Raw genomic sequence first — 24,507 nt, forward strand, 5'->3', positions numbered from 1 at the left:
TGGGCACGTTCTATCAAAGCGCCGGGCACGTTCCATCAATTTGCGCCCAATTAACTTAATTTCTCATTCTTGCCCTCCCCTGGGGTCGTTCATCACGATTTGGCGTGGATCAAGGGACGGCCAACCGGGGCCCGTCCCTCCCCCGCAGGAGGCACAGTGAGGATGAGATCCGTCCACCCCGCTGCTCTGATCGGCGTCGTCGGCATGGCGGCGGCCACCACGCTGCTGGCCGCTCCGGCGAACGCCGCGGCGGCGCCGTCCGACCCCGCCGCGCTGGCCGACACCCTGGCCGACCGGCTGGGATCGCGGTCCGCCGGCTCCTACCTCGACCGCGGCAAGCTGGTCGTCACGGTCGCCGACGACGCCGCCGCGCAGACCGTCCGCCAGGCCGGCGCGGTGCCCCGCAAGGTCGCCCGCAGCGGCGCCGACCTGGAGAAGATCACCGCCGCGTTCGACCGCTCCCTCGACGTGGCCGGGACCGCCTGGGCCGTGCAGCCGGCCAGCAACCAGGTCGTGCTGTCGGTCGACGAGTCGGTCACCGGGGCCAAGCTGGCCAAGGTCCGCGCCATCGCCGCCCGGTACGGCGACGCCGTCCGCATCGAGCACGTGGCCGGCACGTTCCGCACCAACATCGCCGGCGGGCAGGCCATCTACGCCGGCGGCGGCGGCCGGTGCTCCCTCGGCTTCAACGTGGTCAGCGGCAGCACCTACTACTTCCTGACCGCCGGGCACTGCACCAACATCTCCTCGACCTGGTACGCCAACTCCAGCCTGACCACCGTGCTCGGCACCCGGGCCGGCAGCAGCTTCCCGGGCAACGACTACGGCATCGTCCGGTACACCAACACCAGCATCGCCAAGCCCGGCACCGTGTACCTGTACGGCAGCGGCGAGCGCGACATCACCGGCGCGGCCAACCCGGTCGTCGGCCAGAGCGTCCAGCGCAGCGGCAGCACCACCGGCGTGCGCAGCGGCCAGGTCACCGCGCTCAACCAGACCGTCCGCTACGCCGAGGGCACCGTGTCCGGCCTGATCCGCACCACCGTGTGCGCCCAGCCGGGCGACAGCGGCGGCCCGCTGTTCTCCGGCAACACCGCGCTCGGCCTGACCTCCGGCGGCAGCGGCAACTGCACCACGGGCGGAACGACCTTCTTCCAGCCCGTCGTCGAGGCGCTGAACGCCTACGGCGTGAGCGTCTACTGACGCGCCCGACGCACCTGCGGCGTCCCGCGCACCCGGCCGGCCGCGACCCCGCCCGCGGCCGGCCGGTCCGCGTCGTTCCCGAAAAAGCCGCTCCGGCCCGCATGCCCGCCTCCGCTCCGGTGACAACGACAGGGGTCAGCGCACCCGAGGAGAGGAGGCCGCAGTGCCGGAACGCACGTCCGCAGAGGTCGAGTCCCTGTGGGAGGAGTTCCACCACGCCGTCACCATGACCTCGCAGGAGCTGCGCACGTGGCTGCTGACCGAGGCCAGCGGCGAGGTGGCCTTCCCCGCGGACCCGGATCTGAAGCTGCCCGACGTGGGCAGGCACGTCGTCGGGATCCTGGGCAAGCGCAAGGTCGACCTCACCGACGAGGACACCCGGATCATGCGCCAGGTCGTCGAGTTCGTCTCCGAACGCCTCGCCGACCCGCCCGCCGAGGGCGCGCAGAACGAGCGATGGCGGCACGAGCTGATGACGGTCGGCCACGACCCGCTCAAGCCCGAGGGCGGGACCGCATGACGCGTTCCCGGAACCGGTCCGGGCACAACGCCAGGGCACGGTCGCCGGGAGCGTCCCACAGCGCGCCGCCGAAGATCCCCACCTCGACCTGGCCCCGGTAGCCGGCCGCGTCCACCGCCCGGCGGAACCGGCGCGGCTCCACCGGCGGTCGCCGGTCAGGTCCCGGCCGGGAGCGGGGCCGTCGGCCACCTGGAAGACGCCAGGCGGCCGGCGGCCCCGCCCGTGCCGGGGCGGAGACCGTGCATCGGTCCGGTCGGAGCCGATGCCTGAAAGCGCCCCCCGCTACGGCGGACACCTCCGCAAGGTGATCCCGCGGCCGAGCACCGCCCCCGCCCCAGCGTGCCGCCGGTGCACAGGACCGGCAGGGGCCGCCGGGGTTTCGACATGGCGTCCGCCCTGGGTAGGAGTCCCTGAGAGGGCTTCTCCCGCACGGTGTGGAGCGGACCCCGGGCGCCGGGGCGCCCGTTCGCGGCCGTTCGCCCGCATCCCGCCCGCATCGGCACCGCCGGAATGCCCGCTCCCGGACCGTTCCGGTGGGAGACTGGAGAACATCCGCCATCGTCATCCGACTTCACCCGTACAGGGGGCAGCTGTGAGAGCGACGCAGCCGAACGTGGAGCCGTCCTCCGGTGGCGGACGCGTGCACGACCTGAAGCAGAGCGGCCCGACGGTGCTGCGGATCCTGCTCGGCGGCCAGCTCCGCCGGCTGCGCGAGGCCCAGGGCATCTCCCGGGAGCAGGCCGGGTACGCCATCCGCGCCTCCGGATCCAAGATCAGCCGGCTGGAGCTGGGCCGGGTGGGCTTCAAGGAGCGCGACGTCGCCGACCTGCTCACCCTGTACGGCGTCGACGACGAGACCGAGCGCGACACCATGCTGACCCTGGCCCGGCAGGCCAACCAGCCGGGCTGGTGGCAGAGCTTCAACGACATCCTGCCGCCCTGGTTCGAGGTCTACCTCGGGCTGGAGGAGGCCGCCGCCACGCTGCGCATCCACGAGACCCGGTTCGTTCCCGAGCTGCTGCAGACCGAGGAGTACGCGCGGGCCGCCCAGACGCTCGGCCACCCCGAGGCCTCGGCGGAGGAGATCGAACGCCGGGTCAGCGTGCAGATGCGGCGCCAGCAGATCCTGTCGCGGCCGGACGCCCCGCAGCTGTGGGCGGTGGTGGACGAGGCGGCGCTGCGCCGCCGGCCGGGCGGCCTGGACGTGCAGCGCGCCCAGCTCGCCGCGCTGGCCGAGGCGATCCGCGAGCGGCACGTCACGCTGCAGATCATCCCGGTGCGGCGCAGCTCGCTGGCCGCGGTCACCGGGTCGTTCGCGCTGCTGCGGTTCGCCGAGCCCACCCTGCCCGACGTGATCTACGTCGAGCAGCTGACCGGCGCGCTGTACCTGGACAAGCCCGCCGAGCTGGCGGTCTACAAGCAGCGGCTGGACCGGTTGTGCGTGCAGGCGATGCCGCCGACCGCCACCGCGGACATCCTCGCCGAGCTGCTGGCCGAACTGGGCTGAGCCGCCGCACGCCGGTGTTTTCCTGCGTTTCCGGCATGTCGGTTGCCGGAATTTGACCATAGGTCCCACACTGGGCGTCGTACCGCACCGACGACGTCCGGGAGGCGCCCCCGTGACAGGCATCCCGACCGGCCATGAGCCGGAGCCCGACATCGAGATCGACACCTCCGTGGCGCATCCCGCGCGGGTCTGGGACTACTGGCTGGGCGGCAAGGACCACTATCCGGCCGACGAGGCCCTGGGCGACCATCTGAACGAGACGATGCCCGAGGTGGTGGTCTGGGCGCGGGCCGACCGGGAGTTCCTCGGCCGGGCGGTGCGGCACCTGGTCGCCGAGGCCGGGCTGCGGCAGTTCCTGGACATCGGGACCGGCATCCCCACCGCCGACAACACCCACGAGGTGGCCCAGCGGCTGGCGCCCGAGAGCCGCATCGTCTACGTCGACAACGACCCCGTCGTGCTCGCGCACGCCCGCGCGCTGCTGACCAGCTCCCCGCAGGGCGCCACCGACTACGTCCACGCCGACCTGCGCGACCCGGAGCGGATCCTGCGGGAGGCCGGGCGCACCCTGGACCTGTCCCGCCCGGTGGGGATCATGCTGCTGGGCATCCTGGAGTTCCTGCCCGACGAGCAGGCCTACCCGGTGGTGCGCCGGCTGCTGGACGCGGTGCCCTCCGGCAGCCACCTGACGATCGCCTGCCCCGCCTCCGACGTCAACACCGAGGCCATGATCGAGGTGGTGGACCGCTGGAACGCCAGCGGCGCCACCCCGGCGGTGCTGCGCAGCGCCGCCGACCTGGCCCGCTTCTTCGACGGCATGGAGCTGCTGGAGCCCGGCGTGGTGCCGCTGCCGCAGTGGCGGCCCGGGCCCGGCACCCTGTTCACCGACCGGGAGATCGGGTTCTTCGGCGCGGTCGGCCGCAAGCCCTGACCGCCCCCGCGCCGGACCGGGAGTGTCCGACCCGCCCGCTAGCGTGATCGGGGTGCGATATCTGCTGATCATCCGGGACGCGATCGACGCCGCCGGGACCGAACCGGCGGGCTGCGGCGCCTGGACGCGGGACATGCGCGAGCGCGGCGTGCTGGTGGAGGAGGCCGGGCTGGTGCTCGCCGCCGAGGGGGCGACGGTGCGGGTCCGCGACGGCGGGCCGGTCGTGACGGACGGCCCCTTCGCGGAGACCAAGGAGCATGTCGGCGGGCTGGCCGTGATCGAGTGCGCCGATCTGGCCGAGGCCGCCGCCGACTACCGGCGGGCGCTGGACCTGGCCGCCGTCGACGCCGAGCGCCGCCACCTGGCCCGCCGCCTCGCCGAGATCTCCGGGCGCTGAGGTGTCCTGCGGCGGCGTTTCCGTTCGTCGCTGGGTACGGATAGCAGTCCACGTCGAGAAGGAGACCGGTCATGCACAAGGTGACATCGCGCGATGGGACGCCCATCGCGGTGGAGTCGCGGGGCGAGGGGCCCGCGCTGGTGTACGTGGGCGGCGCGTTCAACGACCGGAACTCGGGGGCGCCGCTGGCCGAACTGCTCGCCGGCTCCTGCACGGTCCACTGCTACGACCGGCGGGGCAGGGGCGACAGCGGCGACACCCAGCCGTACGCGGTGGGCCGGGAGATCGAGGACCTGGCCGCCGTCATCGCCGAGTCCGGCGGTTCGGCGTTCGTCTACGGCATGTCCTCCGGCTGCGCGCTGGCGCTGGAGGCCGCCGTGCGGGGGGTGCCGATCGACGGGCTGGTGCTGTTCGAGCCGCCGTACAACCCGGCGGGCGTCGGCGAGCTGATGCGCGAGTCCAAGGAGTACGCGACCAAGCTGACGGCGCTGCTGGCGGAACGGCGCAACGGCGACGCCGCCGAACTGTTCATGCGCACCGTGGGCCTGCCGCCGGAGATGATCGCCCAGATGCGGGGCGGGCCGATGTGGGCGCACCTGGAGGCGCTGGCGCCGACGCTGGCCTACGACTCGGCGGTGATGTGCGACAGCGAGGGCGGCTGCCTTCCCGTCGAGCGCGTCTCGAAGATCACCGCGCCCACCCTGGTGCTGTCCGGCGGCGCCAGCCCCGAGTGGATGAGGACGGTCGCCCAGCAGGTCGCCGACACCGTGCAGAACGGTCGCCACCAGGTCCTCGAGGGACAGACCCACGACGTGGACCCCCGGGCCGTCGCCCCGGCGGTGCGGGAGTTCGTGCGGCGGCACGCCGGCCGCTGACCCGATCGTCCCCGCGGCCCGCCGTGCCGCGGGGACGATCCTCACCGGCGGAAGGGGCCGCCGGCTAACCGGGCCGCGAGTCGCGGGGGAGCGGCGGGACCGGCTCACCGGCCCCGGGATCCCGGCGCTCGCGGGGCCGGGAGAACGCGAAGGCCAGCAGCGCTCCGCTCACCGCGACCATCAGCGCGATCGGCACCCACTCGCGGGACCCGCCGGGCCCGTAGACCCGGCTCTCCCGGCCGGTGTCGTAGGCCCTGGTCCGCTGCCCGGCCTGATGGGAGCTCCGGTCGCTGCCGTGCAGCCACACCCCCTCCCGCCGGACCGCGCCGTCGTCGGAGACGAACGTCCCCTGCCAGGAACAGCTCTCGTGCCCCGGGTGCCGTACGCACTGCAGCCGCTGGGCGGTGAACGTTCCGGCGGTGCCGTCGAGGCGGGCGGCGCGCAGCGCCGGCCCGAGATTGGGCAGCGCCAGGTACAGCAGGTACAGCGCCACCGCCACGAGGACCGCGATGAGCACCGCGGACCTGCGCCGCCGGGCGGGCACCCGCCTACCGCCCGGCGGCCGGGGCACAGGTGCAGCGCATGGCGTCCCGTTCCGCCCGGTTCGGACGCCGGTGCAGGATCATCGCCACGACCATCGGGGCGAAGACCAGGGCGTTGTAGAACAGGTGCAGCTCCACCCGCGGGACGAGGAGCTGGGCGATGCTGGTGGGGGCGGGCCGGCCGGCCAGGTTGGCCCCGGCCAGCGCCTGGATCAGCAGCAGCAGGTGCTCCAGGTGGTGCCAGACCTGGATCGCCAGCGAGATGTTCCACCACAGGCGCGCCCTTCCGGTGAACGCCGGCCGCAGCATGATCAGGCCGACCAGCATCACCAGCGCGTACCCGTAGTGCATCCACTCGGAGGTGACCAGCCAGGGGAAGGGGACGCCGAGCACCCCGCGCGCCTCGGGCAGCGGCCAGCCGAGCACCCAGATCTGGACGGCCTGCGCGACGTGCTCGGCCCAGTGGGCGATCACGATCACCAGGAAGATCCCCAGCGCGGCCTTGTGACGATCGGCGTTGATCGGTTCGAGTCCGGTCCGCAGGCGGCTCGTCATGGTCGTGGCCATTGCCATCGAGGTTCCTCCGTTCCCCTCGAATGTCCCTCATGTGGCGCGTCCTGGACGGCCGCCCGTTCCCTCATCCAAGGGACAGGTGGCGGCGCGGGCCACTTCGAGAGTGCGGACTTCGCCCGGAACGCCCGCGCCGGGCGGCGGGCGCCCGGCGCCGATCGCCCTTCGCAATCACAGAGATGCGTCCGGCCGCGCCGCGTCCGGAGACTTCCTGCCGGGAGGGCGGGTTCGCAGCGGCCCTCCGGATTCGGCGACATTCCAGGAGTCGGCCATGACGCAGACCGCCCGCGGCGCCGTGACCCCACCGGTGGCCCGGCCCACGTCGATGTTCGTGAACGGCCATTTCCCGCGCCGCCGCGCCTTGGTCATCGGGTTGTCCGCACTGGCCGGGTTCCTGCTCACCGTGGTGTGGTCGGCGGAGTTCGTCGACCGCACCATCGGGGACAACGTGGCGAACACGATGCTCGGCCACGAGGTCCGGGACCGGCCGATCGACGGCGTGGTCGCCGGGATCGCCTTCGCCTTCGTCACCGGGATCGCCGGCACCTTCACCGCCTGCAACGTGGCCGCCTTCGGCGCGCTGGCGCCGCTGGTCGGCCAGACCACCACGGCGCGCGGGCGGATGCTGAGCATGCTCCGGCCGCTGGGCTGGCTGTCGGCGGGCATGATCACGGTGTCGGCCCTCTACGGGGTCGTGGTGGCGCTGGTCGGCACCCGGATGCCGCAGTTCCAGACGGCGAGCCCGGCCACCGGCTTCTCCCCGCGGCTGGTGCAGGCGATGATCGTGTTCGGGATCATCGGCGTGGTGCTGATCTGGCTGGGACTGGCCGCGCTGGGGGTGCTCCCCGACCCGCTGGCGCGGGTGTCGGCGCGGTTCCCGAACGCGCCCATGGTCCTGATGGGCGCGCTGATCGGCGGCTTCCTGATCGGACGGCCCTTCGCGCTGTTCCGGCAGATGTTCCGGGACGCCGCCGAGAGCGGCAACGTGCTGTACGGGGCGGTGGCCTTCAGCCTCCAGTCGCTCGGCAACATCGTGGTGATGGCCCTGCTGTTCCTGCTGATGGCGGCGCTGGCGGGCGACCGCCTGCGGGGGTGGCTGGCCGCCGACCCGCGGCGCGCCACCGTGCTGGTGGCCGCCGCGTTCCTGGTCGCCGGCGTCTTCACCCTCCTGTACTGGGACGTGCGCATCCTGGCCCGCCGCGACCTCATCTGGTACCCCGTCGCCCCGTGGGCCTGAGACCGGCCCGGGAGCCGCGCAGGACGTGCCGCCGGAACGGACCGACCGGGAGATGATCTGATGCTGGTGACCGTGACCGGTGGCACCGGGTTCGTCGGCGCCCACTCCGTGGCGGCGATCGTGGCGCGGGGCCACCGGGTCCGGCTGCTGGCCCGCGACCCCTCGACGGTGGAGCGGGCGCTGTCCCCGCTCGGCGTCGACCTGGACGCGGTGCAGGTGGCCGCCGGGGACGTCCGCGACGAGACCGCCGTGGCCGCCGCGGTGCGCGGTGCCGAGGCCGTGCTGCACGCGGCGTCGGTGTACTCCTTCGACAGCCGGGACCGGGCGCGGATCCGGCGGACCAACGTCGCCGGGACCGAGGTGGTGCTGGCCGCCGCGCGGCGGGCGGTGGACGGGCCGATCGTGCACGTGTCCACCTTCGGGGCGCTGGCCCCCTCCGGCGGGCGGACGGTCGGCGCCGGATCCCCGGTGGGCAGGCCCCGGGAGGCGTACCTGGCCAGCAAGGCCGCCGCCGAGGCGGTCGCCCGCCGCCACCAGGAGCAGGGGGCGCCGGTCGTCATCACCTATCCGCCGGCCCTGCTCGGCCCCGACGACCCCAGGCTGGGGGACCAGACGGCGCGGATCCGGGACACGCTGCGCGGGCTGATGCCGATCTGGCCGCGCGGCGGCTTCCCGGTGGGCGACGTGCGGGACACCGCGGAGCTGCACGCGACGCTGCTGACCACGCCGGGACGCGAGGGGAACAGGTACTTCGGCCCCGGCCGCTACCTGGCCACCCGCGATCAGGTGCGGGCGCTGCGCGAGATCACCGGGCGCAGGCTGCCGGCCGTGTTCGCGCCGGCCGCCGCGCTGGTGCCGGTGGGCCTGCTCGCCGACCTGGTCCAGCGGGCCTGGCCGTGGCACATCCCCGCGCCCTACGGGGCCATCTACGTGTGCGCCCGCGCGACACGCGTCGGCGAGGACGCCCCCACCGGCGGGATCGCTCCGCGTCCGTTCACCCGGACCCTGGAGGAGACCGTGCGGTGGCTGTATCGGGCTGGGCACCTGTCGGCCCGGCAGGCGGGCCGTCCCGCCGGGGAACGCCAGCCGGCGGTCCGGCGCTGACCGGGCCGCCGACATGACCGGAAGGGGGAGAGGCGGTGAGCGCCTCGGAGCTGGATTTCGTGCCGGTCCCCGTGCCGCGGCCACGGCCGGCGCACGGGAACGGGACCGCTCGGACACAGGAGCGGACACAGGAGCGGACACAGGAGCGGACACAGGAGCGGACACAGGAGGCCGCGCGGGCGCCGTCGATGCAGGCGCTGCGCGAGCGGCTCGGCGCGAGGCGCCGGGAGGTGGTGGCCGGGCGCCGGGAGGCGGTCGATCGGCAGCACGCGCTGGGCAAGCGCACCGCGCGGGAACGGCTCGAGCTGCTGCTGGACGAGGGCTCGTTCACGGAGATCGAGCTGTACCGGCGGCACCAGGCGCACGGCCCCAAGCTCGGCGGGCACCGGCCGCACACCGACGGCGTGATCACCGGGTCCGGGACGATCTACGGGCGCCGGGTCTTCGTGTACGCGCAGGACTTCACCGTCTTCGGCGGATCCCTGGGCGAGGCGCACGCGGCGAAGATCCACAAGGTGATGGACCTGGCCGTCGACAACGGGGCCCCGCTGATCGGGCTCAACGACAGCGGGGGCGCCCGGATCCAGGAGGGGGTGATGTCGCTGCACGGGTACGGCGGGATCTTCCGGCGCATCGTGCAGGCCTCCGGGGTGATCCCGCAGATCAGCGTGGTGCTCGGCCCGTGCGCCGGGGGAGCGGCCTACTCCCCGGCGCTGGCGGACTTCACGTTCATGGTGCGCGACACCGCGCAGATGTACCTGACGGGCCCCGACGTCGTCGAGGCGGTGAGCGGCCGGCGGGTGAGCCATGACGAGCTGGGCGGCGCGGGCGTGCACGGATCGCAGTCGGGGGTGGCCTCGTTCGTCTACGACGACGAGGCCGACTGCCTGGAGGACGTGCGGTACCTGGTGTCGCTGCTGCCGGGCAACAACCTGGAGCCGCCGCCCGCCTGCCCGCCGTGCGGGGCGGACTCCGACGTCCGGCCGCGGCTGGCCGAGATCGTCCCGGTGGAGCCCAACCGGCCCTACGACATGCGGCTGGTGATCGAGGAGCTGGTGGACGACGGGGACTTCCTGGAGGTGCACGAGGGCTGGGCGCGCAACGTCGTGTGCGCGCTGGCGCGGCTCGACGGCGAGGTCGTCGGCGTGGTGGCCAACCAGCCCCTGGTGCTGGCCGGGGTGCTGGACGCCGACGCCGCGCAGAAGGCGGCGCGGTTCGTGCGGTTCTGCGACGCGTTCGGCATCCCGCTGGTGACGCTGGTGGACGTGCCGGGCTTCCTGCCGGGCGTCGACCAGGAACGGGAGGGCATCATCAGGCACGGCGCCAAGCTGCTGTACGCCTACTGCGAGGCCACCGTCCCGCGGGTGCAGGTGATCGTGCGCAAGGCCTACGGCGGCGCCTACATCGTGATGGACTCCCGTTCGGTCGGCACCGACCTGTCGCTGGCCTGGCCGACCAACGAGATCGCGGTGATGGGCGCCGAGGGCGCCGTCAACGTGCTGTTCCGCAAGGAGCTGGCCACCGCCGCCGACCCCGCGACGCTGCGGGCGGAGCTGACCGAGGAGTACGCGCGGCAGCTCGTGCATCCCTACTACGCGGCCGAACGGGGCGTGGTCGACGACGTCATCGACCCGGTGCAGACCCGTTCGGCGGTGGCCCGCGGCCTGGCGATGCTGCGCAACAAGCGCAGGGAGCCGCCTCGGCGCAAGCACGGCAACATCCCCCTGTGACCGCGGGACGGGATCAGCCCGTGGGCTCCGGGACGGGCTCGACCTCGCCGCGCAGGCGGTGACGGGAGGCCGCCACCGACCGGGTGGCGGCCTCCGGCGCGTCCCCGGCGCCGACCATCAGGGCGACGAGCTGGGCCTCGAAGCAGCGCTCGGCGTCGTACGGCGGGATCAGGTAGCCGCCGAGCTCCAGGGTGATCAGCCCGTGGATGGCGCTCCACATCTGGTGGGCGACCAGTTCGGCGTCGCCGGCGCGGAAGCGGCCGGCCTCCAGGCACCGGGCCGCGCATTCGACGACGTTGGCGAGCGTGTAGCGGCCGTGCTGGCGGTCCTCCTCGGTGAGCGAGAAGCCGGCCAGCGAGGCGCCGCCGAACATCACCGCGTACAGGTGCGGGTTGGCCAGCGCGTTGTGCCGGTAGGCGCGGCCCAGCAGCGCCATGTCGGCGACCGGGTCGCCGGTGCGCTCGACCCGGGTGAGGTAGCCCTGCAGCCGGGCGAAGCCCTCGTGCACCACCTCGCGGACCAGGCCGCTCATCGCGCCGAAGTGCGTGTAGACGACCATCGTGGAGCTTCCCGCCTCGGCGGCCAGCCGCCGGGTGGACAGCGCCTGCGGTCCCTCCTGGGCCAGCAGCCGGGCGGCGATGTCGATCAGCGTGGTGCGGATCGCGGGGTCCAGTCTGCGGGGGCTCATATTGACATTGTTGCATAACGCCGATATTTTTTAAGTGAAACACTGTTATGCTACGTGTGGCCGCCCCTCCGAGGAGGTCCTCGCATGGCTGTGCTGGCCAGGGACCCGGACCCCGGGCACGCGCCCGGTGACGAGCCGTTGCCGGTCGTGGGCGAGCTCCCCGAGGGGCTGCACGGCTGCCTGCTGCAGGCGGCGACGCATCCGCTGGCCGCCGGACCCGGCGTCCCGCACGGTCATGCCGGCCCCCATGTCTTCCACGGGATCCGGCTGGAGGGCGGTGTCGCGCGATGGCACCGGGCCGCGCTGCCGGTGCGGCGGCACAGGCCGTTCGGCCCGGTGCCCGCCCTGGCGCCCACGGTGTGGGCGCCGGACGCCGCGGGAGGGGACGAGCCCGCGTACATCACGCTCGCCCGCCCGGTCCGCACGGCCGGTTCCGCCGAGTGGCACACGGTGGCCGCCTATCCCGGTCTCGGGCACGCCGAGCACCTGGTGGCCGGGCCCGACGGCGGCGTGCTGCGCGCCCGGCCGTTCGCGCTGGACGGCGCGCCCCTCATGCACGCGGTGGCGCTGACCCGGCGGTACGTCGTGGTGCTCGACCTCCCGGTCGTCCACCATCGCGCGGCGGCGCTGGTCGGGGCGCGCTTCCCCTACGCCTGGCGGCCCGGCCGGCCCGCCCGGATCGGGCTGTTGCCGCGGGACCCCGGGGAGGACGCCGAACCGCGCTGGTTCCCGATCGAGCCCTGCTACGTCTTCGACGTGGTCAACGCCTACGACGACGGCGGCACGGTCGTGCTGGACGCGGTCCGGCACGCGCGGGCCTTCGACGATCCGGACCCGGGCGCCGTGCCGCCGCCCCGGGTGCACAGGTGGACGCTCGACCTGGACACCGGGGCCGTGGCGGACCGGGCGATCCCCCAGGCGGGACGGACGGCGGTCGTGGACGAGCGGGTCTTCGGGCACCGGCACCGGTACCTGTTCGGCCTGACCGGCGGGGCGGCCGACGTACGGCTGTGCCGCCACGATCTGCGGACCGGCGCCACCACGGTCCGCGGGCTCGGCGGCGGCCCGGTGAGCCGCCCGCTCTTCGTGCCGGACGCCGGGCGGGCCGCGGAGGGCGCGGGCTGGGTCGTGGTCCTCACCGAGGACCCCGCCCGGCGGCGCGGGCATCTGCTGGCGTTCGACGCGCTCGACATCGCCGGCCCGCCACGGGCGGTGGTCCGGCTGCCGCTGGGGCTGCCGGTGACCCGGCGCGCCGTCTGGCTCCCCGGGCATCCCACGCCGGTCCCCGGCCCGGACCGGGAGACGTCGGCCGACCGGCGCCCGGCGCCCCGCCGGGCGCCCGCCGAAGGAGAGGGACCGTGGATCCGCTGATCATCGGGGACAGGTGGCGGACGGTGCGCGCCGCGCTGCAGAGCACCGGCGACCGGTTCGCCGGCATGGTGGAGTCCGCGCCCGACCCGCACGCGATGGCGACCGCCGACTGGTCGGTCGCCGACACCGCCGCCCACGTGGCGGTGATCTCCGGCATGTACGCCGTCATAGTGAGCGAGGGCCACGCCGCGCTGCCGGTGCCCGCCCTCGCCGAGCGCATCCCGTTCACCACCGTCGACACCGTCGCCGGCTTCAACGAGGTGGGGCTGCGGGTCCACACCGAGCGCGACCCGCGCGTCCTCGCGCGGCGGCTGCGCGAGGACGTGGCGCGGATCCTGGGGACGACCGGCGACCTCGACCCCGCCGCGCCGGTGGACTGGCTGGGCGGCTCCCGGGTTCCGCTCGCCGGGGTGCTGGCCCACCTGCTCAACGAGTTCCAGATCCACGGCCGCGACGTCGCCCGCGCCCTGCGGGCGCCGTGGGCGGTGCCGCCCGGGGAGGCCGCGCTGTTCTTCGACCTGTTCCTCGTCGGGGTGACGCGCTACGGCTACGGGCGGCTGCTGGACGGCGCCCCGCCGCCGCGGCCCGGCCGCATCGCCGTGGAGTTCCGCTCCCGGCACACGGTGCCGGTGACGATGGCCTTGACCGACGGGCGGGTGTCGGTCGAGGAGCCGGGCGGCCCCACCGACGTGCGCCTGTCGTTCGACCCGGTGACGCTGAACCTCATGCTGTTCGGCCGGGTCGGCCGGGTGCGCGCCGCGCTGACCGGGAAGGTGACGGTCCGTGGCCGCCGCCCGTGGCTGCTGCCGGTGTTCATGCGCACGATGCGGCTGCCCTCCTGAGCCGCCGCAGGCCGGTCCTGGACCGGGCGCCGCACGGCGAAAGATGCAGTGCAACAAGACCAAAAGGGACGATTGCGCATGAACCGGCTGTTCGGGTGACGTCTGGAGGGGGACCATGCCCACCGTCCTCGGGTCGTTCCGCAGGTTGCTCCTCACGCCGTCGCTGGCCGAGGTGACCTTCGGGGCGCGCGGGTTCCCCCAGGCCCCTGCGGAGCCGGTACGGCGGCTGGAGGCCATCCCCCAGGCGGTCGTCTGCGGTTTCGAGTGGGGGATCGACGCCCGCGACCAGTGGGAGGTCGAGCGGCGGCTCGACATGGTCGGCCAGGAACTGCGGGGGTTCGCCTACGAGGGCGTGACGATGGCCTTCACCATCCTGGACGCCATGCGCGGCGGCCGTGGACGGCGCACCCGCGACCTGCTGCTCGGACCCGGGCGGCCGCACATCTTCCTGGCCTACATCGGGATCGGCTTCGCCATGGCCCGGCTGCCCCGGCCGCTGTGGAAGAAGGTCCTGCCCGACCTGAGCGGCTCGGCGTACTACCCGACCATGAGCTGGCTGGCGGTCGACGGCTACGGCTTCGACCGCGCCTACTTCGACACCCGGCGCGTGGTGGACGAGCAGCGCGTGCCGGAGTCCTACCCGTGGCAGGGGTCGCGGGACTACTTCCCCCGGGCGGTGGACCAGGGCATCGGGCGGGCGCTGTGGTTCATCCACGCCGCGCAGCCCCTCCGGGTGGCCGCCGCGGTACGGCGCTTCGCCGACCGGCGGCAGGCGGACCTGTGGAGCGGTGTGGGCCTGGCCGCGGGCTTCGCGGGCGGCTGCGAGCCCGACGGCCTGGCCGTGCTGCGCGAGGAGGCCGCCGGTTTCCAGGCCGAGCTGGCCCAGGGGGCGGTGTTCGCCGTCAAGGCGCGGCACTACGCCGGGCACGTGCCCGGCCACACCCGGGCCGCCGCGGAGGTCCTGGCCGGCTCGTCGGTCGAGGCCGCCGTGGCGCTCGCCGACGCCGGGGCCGTCGAGGAGACCGGTCCCGGCCCGGTGCCGGCCTACGAGCGGTGGCGGCGCAACGTGCAGGCGCGCTTCGCCGTCTCCGGAAACCGCTCCGCCGGCTGAGACCGGCCTTTCCGCACGCCCCGCACCGGCGCCGGCCGGTCGCGCCCCATGTCGCCAACGGTGCGCCCGCAGCACCTGCGGCCCCTTCCCTCACGCATCCTCGGTCGTCAATTCGAAAAATTGATCGATCCCTCCCGGGGCGGTCCGCACGGACGAAGTGGCCGAGCCGTCAGAGCGAATGCTTGTATTTGTTCCAAGTAGGTCAGAGAGATTGTCGCGAGGTCTTTCTCCGTCTGTCGACAGGCGTTCCAGGATGTCCGGGCGTCCCGTGCCGAACGTCTGAGTCGCACCTGCCCCGGCATGTGCAATGCCAGGTCAGAGGCTACTCGAGGGAGCTTTGGAGATAGCGTTGTCCAACGTTTTGCGGACGCTTCGGCGTCGCGTCCTCACCCCGGGCATCGGGGAGACCAAGCTGGACCGGCGCGGGTTCCATGTGAAAAGCCCGGATGCCAGGAAACTGCTGGAAACGATCGGTGAAATGTTTCTGGCAGGTTATGCCCATGCCGCCGAGGCGGCTTCGGTGAGGGCTGCCGAAGAACGGCTTGAGCAGATCCCGGAACGGTTCCGCGGCTTCGCCTACGAGGGCGCCGCGATGGGATTCACCGTCGTGGACGCCCTGCCGTTCAGCGGCGGCGGCAGGGTCGCCGGCCTGCTGGCCGGGCGCGGCGACCGGCACGTCTACATGGTCTACGTGGGGATCGGCTGGGCGATGGCCCGGCTGCCGAGGTTCCGCTGGCCGGACGAGCCCCTCGATCCGCTGCTGCGCTGGCTGGTGCTCGACGGCTACGGCTTCCACCAGGCCTACTTCCGCACCGAGCGGTACGTGCGCCGCAAGTGGCGGGACCCGGCGTTCCCCTGGCCCGCCGACGACTTCACCGGCTATGCCGGGCGGGCCATCGACCAGGGCGTGGGCCGGGCCCTGTGGTTCGTCGCCGGCGCCGACGCCGACCTGGTCACCCGGATGATCGACGACTTCCCGCCGTCCCGCAGGGCGGACCTGTACAGCGGCGCCGGGCTGGCCGCCACCTATGCCGGCGGCGCCGACGAGGACGAGCTGCGCGGGTTCTTCAAGCGGGCGGGGGAGCACCGGCCGCAGGTCGCGCAGGGCAGCGCGTTCGCCGCCGAGGCCAGGCTGCGGGCCGGCCTGCTCGTCCCGCACACCGAGACGGCCACCCAGGCGATCTGCGGCATGAGCCCGCAGGAGGCCGCACGGATCTGCGCGCGGACCAGGCCGACCGGCCCGGTCCCGGGCCCCTGGCCCGCCTACGAGACATGGCGGCGGCGCATCGCCGACGAGTTCGCAACCCTTGGGAGGTGTTAGGCCGTGACCGCAATCGCAGCCTGGCTGCGCAGACAGCTGCCGGGAGTCCTGGCCCTGGCGCTGATCGTGGCGCTGTTCTACGCGGTGCGACCACCGAGCGCGCCGGCCGCCGACGGCGCCGAGCTGGCCCGCAGGTACGCGTTCACCCCGATGTCGATCGCCATGCCGGGCGGATACACGCAGAAGACGATCCGCCGGGTGAACAAGGACTACAAGCACATCGACGCCTGGATCTCCTCGGTCGGCGCGGGCATCGCGATGAACGACCTGGACGGCGACGGGCTGGCCAACGACCTGTGCATCACCGACCCGCGCATCGACCAGGTCGTGGTGACGCCGACGCCCGGCGCGGGCGCCGACCGCTACGCGCCGTTCGCGCTCAGCCCGGGAACGCTCCCGATGAACGACACGATGGCGCCGATGGGCTGCGTGCCCGGTGACTTCAACGAGGACGGCCGCACGGACCTGCTGGTCTACCTGTGGGGCCGCACCCCGATCATCCACCTGGCGCGCGCCGACGCCAAGACGCTGACGGCCGCCGCCTACACGGCCACCGAGCTGGTCCCGGGAGCGGGCACGGGCGGCACCTACACCGGCCCCGAGTGGAACAGCAACGCCGCCGCGGTCGACGACTTCGACGGCGACGGCCACGACGACATCTACATCGGCAACTACTTCCCCCACGGGCCCGTGCTCGACGACCGGGTCAGCTACGGCGTGGCGATGAACCGGTCCCTGTCCGCCGCGACCAACGGCGGCCCGGACTACTTCTTCCGCTGGACCGGGGCCGACGGGAACGGCGCGCGCTACCAGCTGCTGGACAACGTCCTGCCCAAGGACGTCTCCGGCGGATGGGTGCTGGCCGCCGGCGCCAACGACCTGGACGGCGACCACCGCCCCGAGCTGTACATCGCCCAGGACCACGGCACCGACGCGCTGCTGCACAACCGCTCCGTGCCGGGCCGGATCAGGTTCGACACGGTGCAGGCGCCGCGCACCCCGACGGTGCCCAAGTCCAAGCGGGTCGGCGTCGACTCCTTCAAGGGCATGGGCATCGACTTCGCCGACCTGGACGGCAACGGCCTGTACGACATGTTCGTCAGCAACATCACCACCACGTTCGGCATCCAGGAGAGCAACTTCCAGTTCATGGCCACGGCCAAGAACGTCACCGACCTGCGGACGCAGCTGCTGAACGGCAGGGCGCCGTACGAGGACCGCAGCACCCAGGCGGGCACGGCCTGGTCGGGCTGGTGCTGGGACGTCAAGATGGCCGACTTCGACAACAGCGGCGACCTGGCGATCGCCCAGACCACAGGGTTCGTCAAGGGCGACGTCAACCGGTGGCCGCAGCTGCAGGAGCTGGCCGCCTCCAACGACCTGGTGCTGGAGCACCCTCAGTTCTGGCCCAACGTCAGGGAGGGCGACGACATCGCCGGCAGCCAGAAGCTGCACTTCTACGCCAAGAACGACGACGGCCGCTACGTCAACATCGCCGACCGGCTCGGCCTGGGCGTCCCGGTGCCCACCCGGGGCATCGCCACCGGCGACGCCGACGGCGACGGCCGGCTCGACCTGGCGGTCGCCCGGCAGTGGGACGAGCCGGTGTTCTACCGCAACGTCAGCCCCTCGCCCGGCAACCACCTGAACCTGCGGCTGCTGCACGACACGCCGGCCGCCGGAGCGCAGGGCCCGGCGAAGGACGCGCTGCCCGCCTCCGGCTCCCCGGTGGTCGGCGCCCAGGTGACGGTGATCACCCCCGACCGCCGCAGGCAGCTGGCCCGGGTCGACGGCGGCAGCGGCCACTCCGGCAAGCGCAGCCACGAGGTGCACGTCGGGCTCGGCGCGCACAGCGGACCGGTGCGGGTCCAGCTGCGCTGGCGGGACCGGACCGGCCAGGTGCGCCGGCAGGAACTCCAGCTCGCCCCGGGACGGCACACGCTGCTGCTCGGGTCCCAGGTCAAGGAGAGGTGAGGCAGATGACCGCGAGCACGACCGCGAGCACGAACGGCCAGGTCCGGCCGCCCGGGGGAAAGCACCACGACCCCAAGGTCGTCAAGGCGCTGCGCAACTTCGCCATCTCGATGTCGGTGTTCAACATCCTCGGCTACACGGTCTTCGGCTTCGAGCAGCCGTGGCTGTGGCCCTTCATCGCCCTGGCCACCGGCTACTCCACGGAGATCGTGCTGGAGGCCGTCGGCGCCCGGGTGGAGGGCCGCGCCCCGCGCTACCGGGGCGGCGGGTTCCGCGGGCTGGTGGAGTTCCTCTACCCGGCGCACATCACCTCGCTGGCCATGAACATGCTGATCTACGTCAACGACCAGGTCTGGGTGATGGTCTTCGGCGTGGTCGTGGCGGTGGGCACCAAGTGGGTGCTGCGGGCCCCGGTGCGCGGCCGGATGCGGCACTACATGAACCCCTCCAACTTCGGCATCACCGTCATCCTGCTGGTCTTCCCGTGGGCCAGCATCGCCCCGCCCTACCACTTCACCGAGCACGTCGGCGGCCCGGTGGACTGGATCATCCCGGCGGTCATCCTGGCCGCGGGCACGATGCTCAACGCCAAGCTCACCGGCCGCACCTGGCTGATCATGGGCTGGGTCTCGTTCTACGTCGTCCAGGCCGTCTTCCGCGGGATCGTGCTGGACACCTCGATCCCGGCGGCGCTGATCATGATGACCGGGGTGGCGTTCGTCCTCTACACGAACTACATGGTGACCGACCCCGGCACCACCCCGTCCAAGCCCGCCTCGCAGTTCGCCTTCGGCGCGGGGGTCGCGGTGATCTACGGGCTGCTCACCGGCATGTCGATCGCCTACGGGCTGTTCTTCGCCACCGCGGCCGTCTGCCTGATCCGCGGCGTGTTCCTGTGGTCGCTGCACTTCGTGGACCGCGCCCGTGAGCAGCGTGAGGCGGAGGCGCGGGCACGGCAGGCCGTCGACGGCACCGCGGAGTCCATCGACCTGGGGAAGAAGGTCGTTCCCGCATGACCGGGCCCGCCCTCGTCGGCACGGCCCGCCGCGGCGGCCACCGCGGGTGCGCCGCCGTCGTCGGCCGGGGCGTCTCCTCCGGCCGGCAGGGCGGCGTCACCCGGCCCGAGGCCGCCGGTCACCGGCTCGCCTGCGCCGTCGGGGGCTCCGGTCCGGAACGAGGCGCCGTTCCGCGAACGGCCGCCGCGTCCGGCGGGGGTCGGCGAGGAGCCCGCGCTCCTCGCCGACCCCGGCGAGGGGCTCCGCAGGCGCGGATCGCCACGCCCGTCACGATCTCGCGGGACATCCCCGGCCCGCTGGTGTTCGCAGTCCCGGTGGAAGGACGGCCATGACCATGGAGAACCACTACGAGTACCGGCACACGGCCGGATTCGAGGAGAACGACATCGCCGACAACGTGCATCACGTCAACCACCCGAGGTGGCAGGGGAGCCGCCGCGAGAGGTTACTCCAGGAGCGCGCCCCGGAGGTGCCGGCACGGCCGCGGGACGACCTGAGGCCGTTCACCCCGAAGGCGGGCCGCGAGTTCCCTCCCGAGTCCGCGGCGCAGCCGGGGAGGGCGGCATGAGCTCCGATCCCGCGCCACCGCCCCCCGAGATGACGGACCCCCGGCGGCTGCGGCGTGTGCTGGGCACCTTCGCCACCGGGGTGACGGTGGTGACCACCGGGGGCGCCACCCCGCACGGCATGACCGCCAACTCCTTCACCTCGGTGTCGCTCGATCCGCCGCTCGTGCTGATCTGCGTCGGCCGCACCGCCATCCTGCACCGCAGGCTGGCCGTCGGCTTCTTCGGGGTGTCGGTGCTGGCCTCCCACCAGCAGGCGGTGGCCCGGCACTTCGCGGACTTCTCCCGGCCCATGGGGGCGGCCCAGTTCGACGGCATCGACTGCGAGCCGGGCCGGGTCACCGGCATCCCGCTGATCAGCGGCGCGCTGGCGCACTTCGAATGCGAGCTGTGGAAGTCCTACGACGGGGGAGACCACACCATCTTCCTCGGCCGGCTGCTGTCCATCGACCGGCCGGAGTCGGGGGACGCGGCCCTGCTGTTCTACCAGGGACGTTTCCACCAGCTCCAACCGGGCTGGAGCGAGGTGACGGCATGACCTCCACGCGCGGTTCCGCAGGCGCCGGGCCCGCCCCGGGGCGGGCCCGGCGGGTGCCGCCCGGCCCGCCCAGGACGGCGACCTTCAGCCTGCTGAGGAAGCTGGCGATGGACCGGCTGGACCTGATGAGGTCGGCGGCGCGCTACGGTGACGCGGTCCGCATCGCGATCGGCCCCCGGACGCTCTACTTCTTCAACCATCCCGACCACGCAAAGCACGTGCTGGCCGACAACAGCGCCAACTACCACAAGGGAATCGGTCTCGTGCAGGCCCGGCGCGCTCTCGGGGACGGGCTCCTGACCAGCGAGGGCGAGTTGTGGCGCAGGCAGCGCAGGGTCGTCCAGCCCGCCTTCCAGCACAAGCGCGTCTCCGGGCAGGCGGACGTGGTCGCCGAGGAGGCGGCCAAGCTGGTGGCCCGGCTGCGGGCCCGGGCGGGCGGCCCGCCGGTCGACATAGTGCGGGAGCTGACCGGGCTGACCCTCGGAGTGCTCGGCCGCTCGCTGCTCGACGCGGACCTGCACGCGCACAGGTCGATCGGCGAGGACTTCGAGGCGGTCCAGGACCAGGCGATGTTCGAGATGGTGACCCAGGGCCTGGTCCCGATGTGGCTGCCGCTGCCCCGGCAGCGGCGGTTCCGCCGGGCCCGCCGGCGGCTGGAGCACGTCGTCGACAGCCTGGTGGCCGAGCGCACCGCGCGCCCGGCCGACGGGGACGACGCGCTGTCCCGGCTGATCGCCTCGGTCCGGGAGGAGCCGGACCCGCGGGTCGGGCGGCGGCGCCTGCGCGACGAGCTGGTGACCCTGCTGCTGGCGGGCCACGAGACGACGGCCAGCACCCTCGGGTGGGCGTTCCACCTGCTCGACAGGCATCCGGAGGCGGCCCGGCGGGTGCGCGAGGAGGCCGTCGAGGTGCTCGGCGACAGGACGCCGGTCGTCGACGACCTGCCCAGGCTGTCCTACACGACGATGGTCCTCCAGGAGACCATGCGGCTGTACCCGGCGGTGTGGATCCTGACGCGGGTGGCCCAGCGGGCGGACGAGGTCGGCGGCTTCCACGTGCCGGCCGGCAGCGACGTGATGGTCTGCCCGTACACGCTGCACCGGCATCCGGAGTTCTGGGACTCGCCCGAGGACTTCGATCCCGAGCGGTTCGCCCCGGCCAATTCCGCGCCCCGGCCACGGTACGCCTACATACCGTTCGGCGCCGGTCCCCGGTTCTGCGTGGGAAGCCATCTCGGCACGATGGAGGCCGTCTTCGTGCTCGCCATGGTGGGACGGGAGCTGCGCCTGACCGGGGTGCCGGGCCGCAAGGCCGTTCCCGAGCCGATGCTGTCCCTGCGCATCCGGGGCGGCCTGCCGATGACGGTGCACGCCGCCGGGCCGTGACCCGGCCGCCACGGACCCGCCCACCACGGAGAAAAGCGTCCCGGGCCTGCCGGCCCGGGACGCTTTTCCGGCTTGTCGTCATCTGCGGAGCCCACCCGCGCGGGCCGCGATGACGCGAGCGGGCCGGTGCCGCGCCCGCCCGCAAGAGAAGGCGGTCCCGCCGGATCGGCGGGACCGCCCCAAGTTCACTTCGACCCTCCGGCCGGCGCCCGTCCCCTCCCCGGGACGGGGTGCGGCCTCCGGCTCGCCGGGTCAGCTCGCGGCCGAGCTCAGCGCCGTCCTGCGGACGTCCGTGAGCGCCATCAGCACCGGCGGGTCGAGGAGCTGCATCGGCCTGAGCCGCAGCTCCAGCGGCGGGGTGATGGTCCCGGGCCGGATCTCGATCGGCCCGTGCGCCGCGACGACCGGCACCGCGTCGGACCTGTCCCTCAGCTCCGAAGGCACGCACTGGGCCAGCAGGTACCACACCCCTTCGGGAACGCTCTCCAGACGGAACGGGCCCGGCCGGTCCAGGATCGTGCACCTGACGGGTGTGCCCTGCGGGATGGTGTCGGGGAAGAGCCCGATGAAGACCGTTCCCTGCGCTCCGCCGGAGTCCGGCGTCGCGAAATCCCCGTGCACGACCGCGGTGCGCTTGCCCGGACGCCGGGTCTCGTCGCAGATCCGCGGGGTGAACCCGTGCAGTTCGCGGTAGGCGGTGGGGGACAGGCCCACGCTGTTCTTGAAACGTGTGCTGAACGTGCCGACGCTGTTGTAGCCCACCCGGTACGTGATCTCCGTGACGCTCAGGGACGTGGTCAGCAGGAGCTTCTTGGCCTCCTCCAGGCGCACCGCCGAGAGGAACCTGCCGGGGGAGACCCCGGTCATCCGCTGGAAGAGGCGGGTGAAGTGGAACTTGCTGAACATCGCGGTCTTCGCCATGTCGTCAATGGTTATTCTCTTGTCAATGTTCTGGTGGATGCTCTCGATCGCCCGCTGGATGCTCTCTTCCGTCCTACTGTCCATTTCACCCTTCCCTCTAATGCCTTACGGAAGCCATGTTCTGGCGGGTGCGGTTATGTCAGAAACAGGGTGCGTGGTGGACCGCGATGGTGATGCTGCCGGGTGGTAAACGCCGCGCTGAGGTTATCATGGGGGTGTCAAGAAATGTATGTCCCCACCTGAACGCCGGCGGACTCCAGGTGATGTCCCGGAAACGCTGGGTAAAGTATTCCGGCGCTTAGCCCAAGTGCGGGAGTCCTGCTTATCGCAGGATGCCGCCCGGTATGGCGGGACGTATCACCGGGTTAACCCGCGACCGGGCTCGCGCACCGTGGATCGAGAATTCTTTCGAAACGGACTCGCGCTTCGGCGGCCGGTGCGGCGGCGGCGGGGTGGGCGGAGCCGTCGCCGGCACCGCGGCCGGGAGTTGTGGCCGGTCCGGCGCTGCGGACCGGCCGTCACCGTGTTGCCCGGTCAGCTCACGGCGCCGACTTCTCCCGGTTTTCGAGCGCGCTCGCCAGGCAGTTCCAGTGCTCGGCGTATTGCTGGGCGATCAGCGCGATGATCGCCGCGCAGTGCGGAGGCACCGAGTCGATCAGCGCGCCCCATTCCCGCATCGCCGACGAGCACTCGTGCAGCAGCCGCAACAGCCGGCGGCCGGAGTCGGTCTGCCGCAGGGCGGGATCCTTGACGAGTTTGCGCAGCAGGGTCTGGACCTCGACGTTGATCGGCCGGCGGGAGGGGGCGGCGTCGGCGACGGGCGCGGCCAGGCGCCGGTCCCGCAGCCGCAGGGGCACCGGATCCTCGCCGCGGGCGAGCCGGCAGCGCACGTCGTGCGCGGTGCCGAGGGAGACCCCGGCCATGCGCGCGATCTCGCGCAACGACGCCCCCGGGTGCTCTTCGATCACCGCGGCGGCCCGGCGCCTGCCCTCGGCCGCGTCCAGGGGCCTCAGCCGGCCGTCCAGGCCCCGGCGGATGTTCGACTGCGGTGAATCCCCGCATGAACGGCGGCGCAGGGCGGCGACGGTCTTGGTGGCCAGCCCGGTGCGCGCGGCGATCGCCCGGTCCGACAGGTCGGGGTGGGAGGAGATGATGCGCGCCGCCGCGGACTTGCGGTCGGGCAGCGGGAGCGGCAGCCCGTGCGTGACGTTCTCCTGCACCGCCAGGATGAAGGCGTCCTCCTCGCTGCCGTCGAAGAAGATCGCCTTTATCTCGGTCTCTCCCCGCAGCATGGCCGCCTTGAGACGGTGCATGCCGTCGATGATGCGCATGCTCGGCCGGTGCACCAGAATCGGCGGCAGCGGGCTCTCGGTCTGCGCCAGGCGGAATATGTGCTTCTCGTCCTCGGCCGCTCTCGGGGATATGCCGGAGCGCAGCAGTTCTATGGGTACGCTCTGCGCCTCCGCGCCGGAGGCCCTGGATATCTTCGGCTGATCATCTCCATCCGGAGGGCATGCGGTTGCCTGCAAAAGTTTGTCCACGATGCCCCCTGCACCCTTGGAACGGTGTAAGGACTGTGCGCCAGTGGTCCCGCATGGAGCGAACATCGCAGGATGGCTGGCACTTGTCCAGAAAGATACCGGTTGGCCGGAATTTTGCAACGAGGCCCGTCCGTAGCACCTCGTGATGTCCGTATCGCCCACCGTGTTCCCTGCCTGCTCCTGGGGACGCCCGTCATCTGGACGGATCCTCCGGGCGGCGGCCGGCCGATGTAAACAGCACGCTAGGCAAGACTTTCCTAACTGCGGGAGTCAGCGGCCAGGCATGGTCGTGTCGTCTCCGGCGCCGGGGCTGGTCGGCGCGGTTCCGGAGGGCTCGCGCTGGGCGGTCCCGCGGAGGGGGACTCGCTGCGGAGACCGGGTTCCGGCCGGCCTGACGTGCACGACTCGGTCGTCCGTGACCGCCGCCGGATCCCGGGCGCCGGCGGCGCGTTGGAAGAAGCCCGCGGGATCTCCGGTGGGGCATGCTGGGAGCGTTCCGAGACAGGCGAGGTCCGGGCCGGCGGAAGGCCGATGCGCCCGGTCCCGGGGACACGTGTCGGATCGGCCTCGCTCGCCGGCATGCCGCTCGTCTCGGATCGGTGCAGGGGAGCCGCTGA

23 protein-coding genes are annotated in these 24,507 nt (G+C 73.0%); 18 read left to right on the forward strand and 5 right to left on the reverse strand.

Annotation, left to right across the window (positions count from 1 at the left end; translation table 11 throughout):
• Positions 1 to 162 precede the first annotated feature (162 nt).
• The 6 genes from HNR21_RS22325 to HNR21_RS22350 all read left to right on the forward strand — a co-directional run bounded on the left by HNR21_RS22325 (position 163) and on the right by HNR21_RS22350 (position 5,433).
• On the forward strand, positions 163 to 1,203 hold the full coding sequence (locus HNR21_RS22325) for a S1 family peptidase (RefSeq protein ID WP_182706730.1): 1,041 nt from the start codon (positions 163 to 165) through the stop codon (positions 1,201 to 1,203).
• A gap of 163 nt (positions 1,204 to 1,366) precedes the next feature.
• Positions 1,367 to 1,723 (forward strand): DUF3140 domain-containing protein, encoded by a 357-nt coding sequence (locus HNR21_RS22330; protein ID WP_182706731.1) that lies wholly within the window; start codon positions 1,367 to 1,369, stop codon positions 1,721 to 1,723.
• A 592-nt stretch (positions 1,724 to 2,315) separates the two neighbouring features.
• Positions 2,316 to 3,230, forward strand: a complete 915-nt coding sequence (locus HNR21_RS22335) for a Sco1979 family transcriptional regulator (RefSeq protein WP_312881167.1) — start codon at positions 2,316 to 2,318, stop codon at positions 3,228 to 3,230.
• 112 nt (positions 3,231 to 3,342) lie between these two features.
• A complete protein-coding gene (locus tag HNR21_RS22340; protein WP_312881168.1) occupies positions 3,343 to 4,161 on the forward strand; it encodes an SAM-dependent methyltransferase in 819 nt (272 codons plus the stop codon).
• Positions 4,162 to 4,213: 52 nt separating this feature from the next.
• Entirely contained in the window at positions 4,214 to 4,558 is a 345-nt protein-coding gene (locus HNR21_RS22345; RefSeq protein ID WP_220500257.1) for a YciI family protein, read from the forward strand.
• 71 nt (positions 4,559 to 4,629) lie between these two features.
• The gene (locus HNR21_RS22350; RefSeq protein WP_182706733.1) at positions 4,630 to 5,433 is read left to right on the forward strand and encodes an alpha/beta fold hydrolase; all 804 of its coding nucleotides are present in this window, start codon (positions 4,630 to 4,632) and stop codon (positions 5,431 to 5,433) included.
• A gap of 64 nt (positions 5,434 to 5,497) precedes the next feature.
• On the opposite strand, the gene HNR21_RS22355 is transcribed toward HNR21_RS22350, so the two are convergent.
• The gene (locus HNR21_RS22355) at positions 5,498 to 5,950 is read right to left on the reverse strand and encodes a hypothetical protein (protein WP_182706734.1); all 453 of its coding nucleotides are present in this window, start codon (positions 5,948 to 5,950) and stop codon (positions 5,498 to 5,500) included.
• Positions 5,951 to 5,981: 31 nt separating this feature from the next.
• Positions 5,982 to 6,542, reverse strand: coding sequence for a hypothetical protein (locus HNR21_RS22360; RefSeq protein ID WP_220500258.1), 561 nt, complete (start codon positions 6,540 to 6,542; stop codon positions 5,982 to 5,984).
• Positions 6,543 to 6,816: 274 nt separating this feature from the next.
• On the opposite strand from HNR21_RS22360, the gene HNR21_RS22365 reads away from it, so the two are divergent.
• From HNR21_RS22365 to HNR21_RS22375, 3 genes are all read left to right on the forward strand, one after another.
• Positions 6,817 to 7,782 (forward strand): hypothetical protein, encoded by a 966-nt coding sequence (locus HNR21_RS22365; RefSeq protein WP_182706736.1) that lies wholly within the window; start codon positions 6,817 to 6,819, stop codon positions 7,780 to 7,782.
• 60 nt (positions 7,783 to 7,842) lie between these two features.
• Positions 7,843 to 8,886, forward strand: coding sequence for an NAD-dependent epimerase/dehydratase family protein (locus HNR21_RS22370; RefSeq protein WP_182706737.1), 1,044 nt, complete (start codon positions 7,843 to 7,845; stop codon positions 8,884 to 8,886).
• A gap of 188 nt (positions 8,887 to 9,074) precedes the next feature.
• Entirely contained in the window at positions 9,075 to 10,616 is a 1,542-nt protein-coding gene (locus tag HNR21_RS22375; RefSeq protein WP_182706738.1) for an acyl-CoA carboxylase subunit beta, read from the forward strand.
• A gap of 13 nt (positions 10,617 to 10,629) precedes the next feature.
• Here the strand turns inward: HNR21_RS22375 and HNR21_RS22380 are convergent, their stop codons facing one another.
• Positions 10,630 to 11,304, reverse strand: a complete 675-nt coding sequence (locus tag HNR21_RS22380; protein WP_119730401.1) for a TetR/AcrR family transcriptional regulator — start codon at positions 11,302 to 11,304, stop codon at positions 10,630 to 10,632.
• An 84-nt stretch (positions 11,305 to 11,388) separates the two neighbouring features.
• Between HNR21_RS22380 and HNR21_RS22385 the strand changes: the two genes are divergently transcribed.
• The 9 genes from HNR21_RS22385 (at position 11,389) to HNR21_RS22425 (ending at position 21,428) form a co-directional block, all read left to right on the forward strand.
• Positions 11,389 to 12,675 (forward strand): carotenoid oxygenase family protein, encoded by a 1,287-nt coding sequence (locus HNR21_RS22385; protein WP_182706739.1) that lies wholly within the window; start codon positions 11,389 to 11,391, stop codon positions 12,673 to 12,675.
• Positions 12,663 to 13,517 carry a maleylpyruvate isomerase N-terminal domain-containing protein gene (locus HNR21_RS22390; RefSeq protein ID WP_312881172.1) on the forward strand — a complete coding sequence of 285 codons (855 nt, stop codon included), beginning with the start codon at positions 12,663 to 12,665 and terminating at the stop codon, positions 13,515 to 13,517. The genes HNR21_RS22385 and HNR21_RS22390 overlap by 13 nt, the downstream gene beginning before the upstream one ends.
• A 115-nt stretch (positions 13,518 to 13,632) precedes the next feature.
• Entirely contained in the window at positions 13,633 to 14,628 is a 996-nt protein-coding gene (locus HNR21_RS22395) for a DUF1702 family protein (RefSeq protein ID WP_119730403.1), read from the forward strand.
• 307 nt (positions 14,629 to 14,935) lie between these two features.
• Positions 14,936 to 15,949, forward strand: coding sequence for a DUF1702 family protein (locus HNR21_RS22400; RefSeq protein ID WP_119730404.1), 1,014 nt, complete (start codon positions 14,936 to 14,938; stop codon positions 15,947 to 15,949).
• A gap of 3 nt (positions 15,950 to 15,952) precedes the next feature.
• Entirely contained in the window at positions 15,953 to 17,923 is a 1,971-nt protein-coding gene (locus HNR21_RS22405) for a CRTAC1 family protein (protein WP_119730405.1), read from the forward strand.
• Positions 17,924 to 17,928: 5 nt separating this feature from the next.
• Positions 17,929 to 18,939: an enediyne biosynthesis protein gene (locus HNR21_RS22410; protein ID WP_119730406.1), complete on the forward strand. Its 1,011-nt coding sequence runs from the start codon at positions 17,929 to 17,931 to the stop codon at positions 18,937 to 18,939.
• A 328-nt stretch (positions 18,940 to 19,267) separates the two neighbouring features.
• Complete coding sequence (locus HNR21_RS22415) at positions 19,268 to 19,507, forward strand: hypothetical protein (protein ID WP_119730407.1); 240 nt, start codon at positions 19,268 to 19,270, stop codon at positions 19,505 to 19,507.
• Positions 19,504 to 20,043, forward strand: a complete 540-nt coding sequence (locus tag HNR21_RS22420; RefSeq protein ID WP_119730408.1) for a flavin reductase family protein — start codon at positions 19,504 to 19,506, stop codon at positions 20,041 to 20,043. Before HNR21_RS22415 ends, HNR21_RS22420 begins: the two co-directional genes overlap by 4 nt.
• Entirely contained in the window at positions 20,040 to 21,428 is a 1,389-nt protein-coding gene (locus tag HNR21_RS22425; protein ID WP_182706740.1) for a cytochrome P450, read from the forward strand. Before HNR21_RS22420 ends, HNR21_RS22425 begins: the two co-directional genes overlap by 4 nt.
• A 252-nt stretch (positions 21,429 to 21,680) precedes the next feature.
• On the opposite strand, the gene HNR21_RS22430 is transcribed toward HNR21_RS22425, so the two are convergent.
• On the reverse strand, positions 21,681 to 22,433 hold the full coding sequence (locus HNR21_RS22430; RefSeq protein ID WP_182706741.1) for a helix-turn-helix domain-containing protein: 753 nt from the start codon (positions 22,431 to 22,433) through the stop codon (positions 21,681 to 21,683).
• Positions 22,434 to 22,888: 455 nt separating this feature from the next.
• Positions 22,889 to 23,956, reverse strand: a complete 1,068-nt coding sequence (locus HNR21_RS22435) for a ParB/RepB/Spo0J family partition protein (protein ID WP_119730411.1) — start codon at positions 23,954 to 23,956, stop codon at positions 22,889 to 22,891.
• Positions 23,957 to 24,507: the final 551 nt, after the last annotated feature.

It is taken from the genome of Thermomonospora cellulosilytica, from assembly GCF_014138835.1.
Taxonomy (GTDB): Bacteria; Actinomycetota; Actinomycetes; order Streptosporangiales; family Streptosporangiaceae; genus Thermomonospora; species Thermomonospora amylolytica.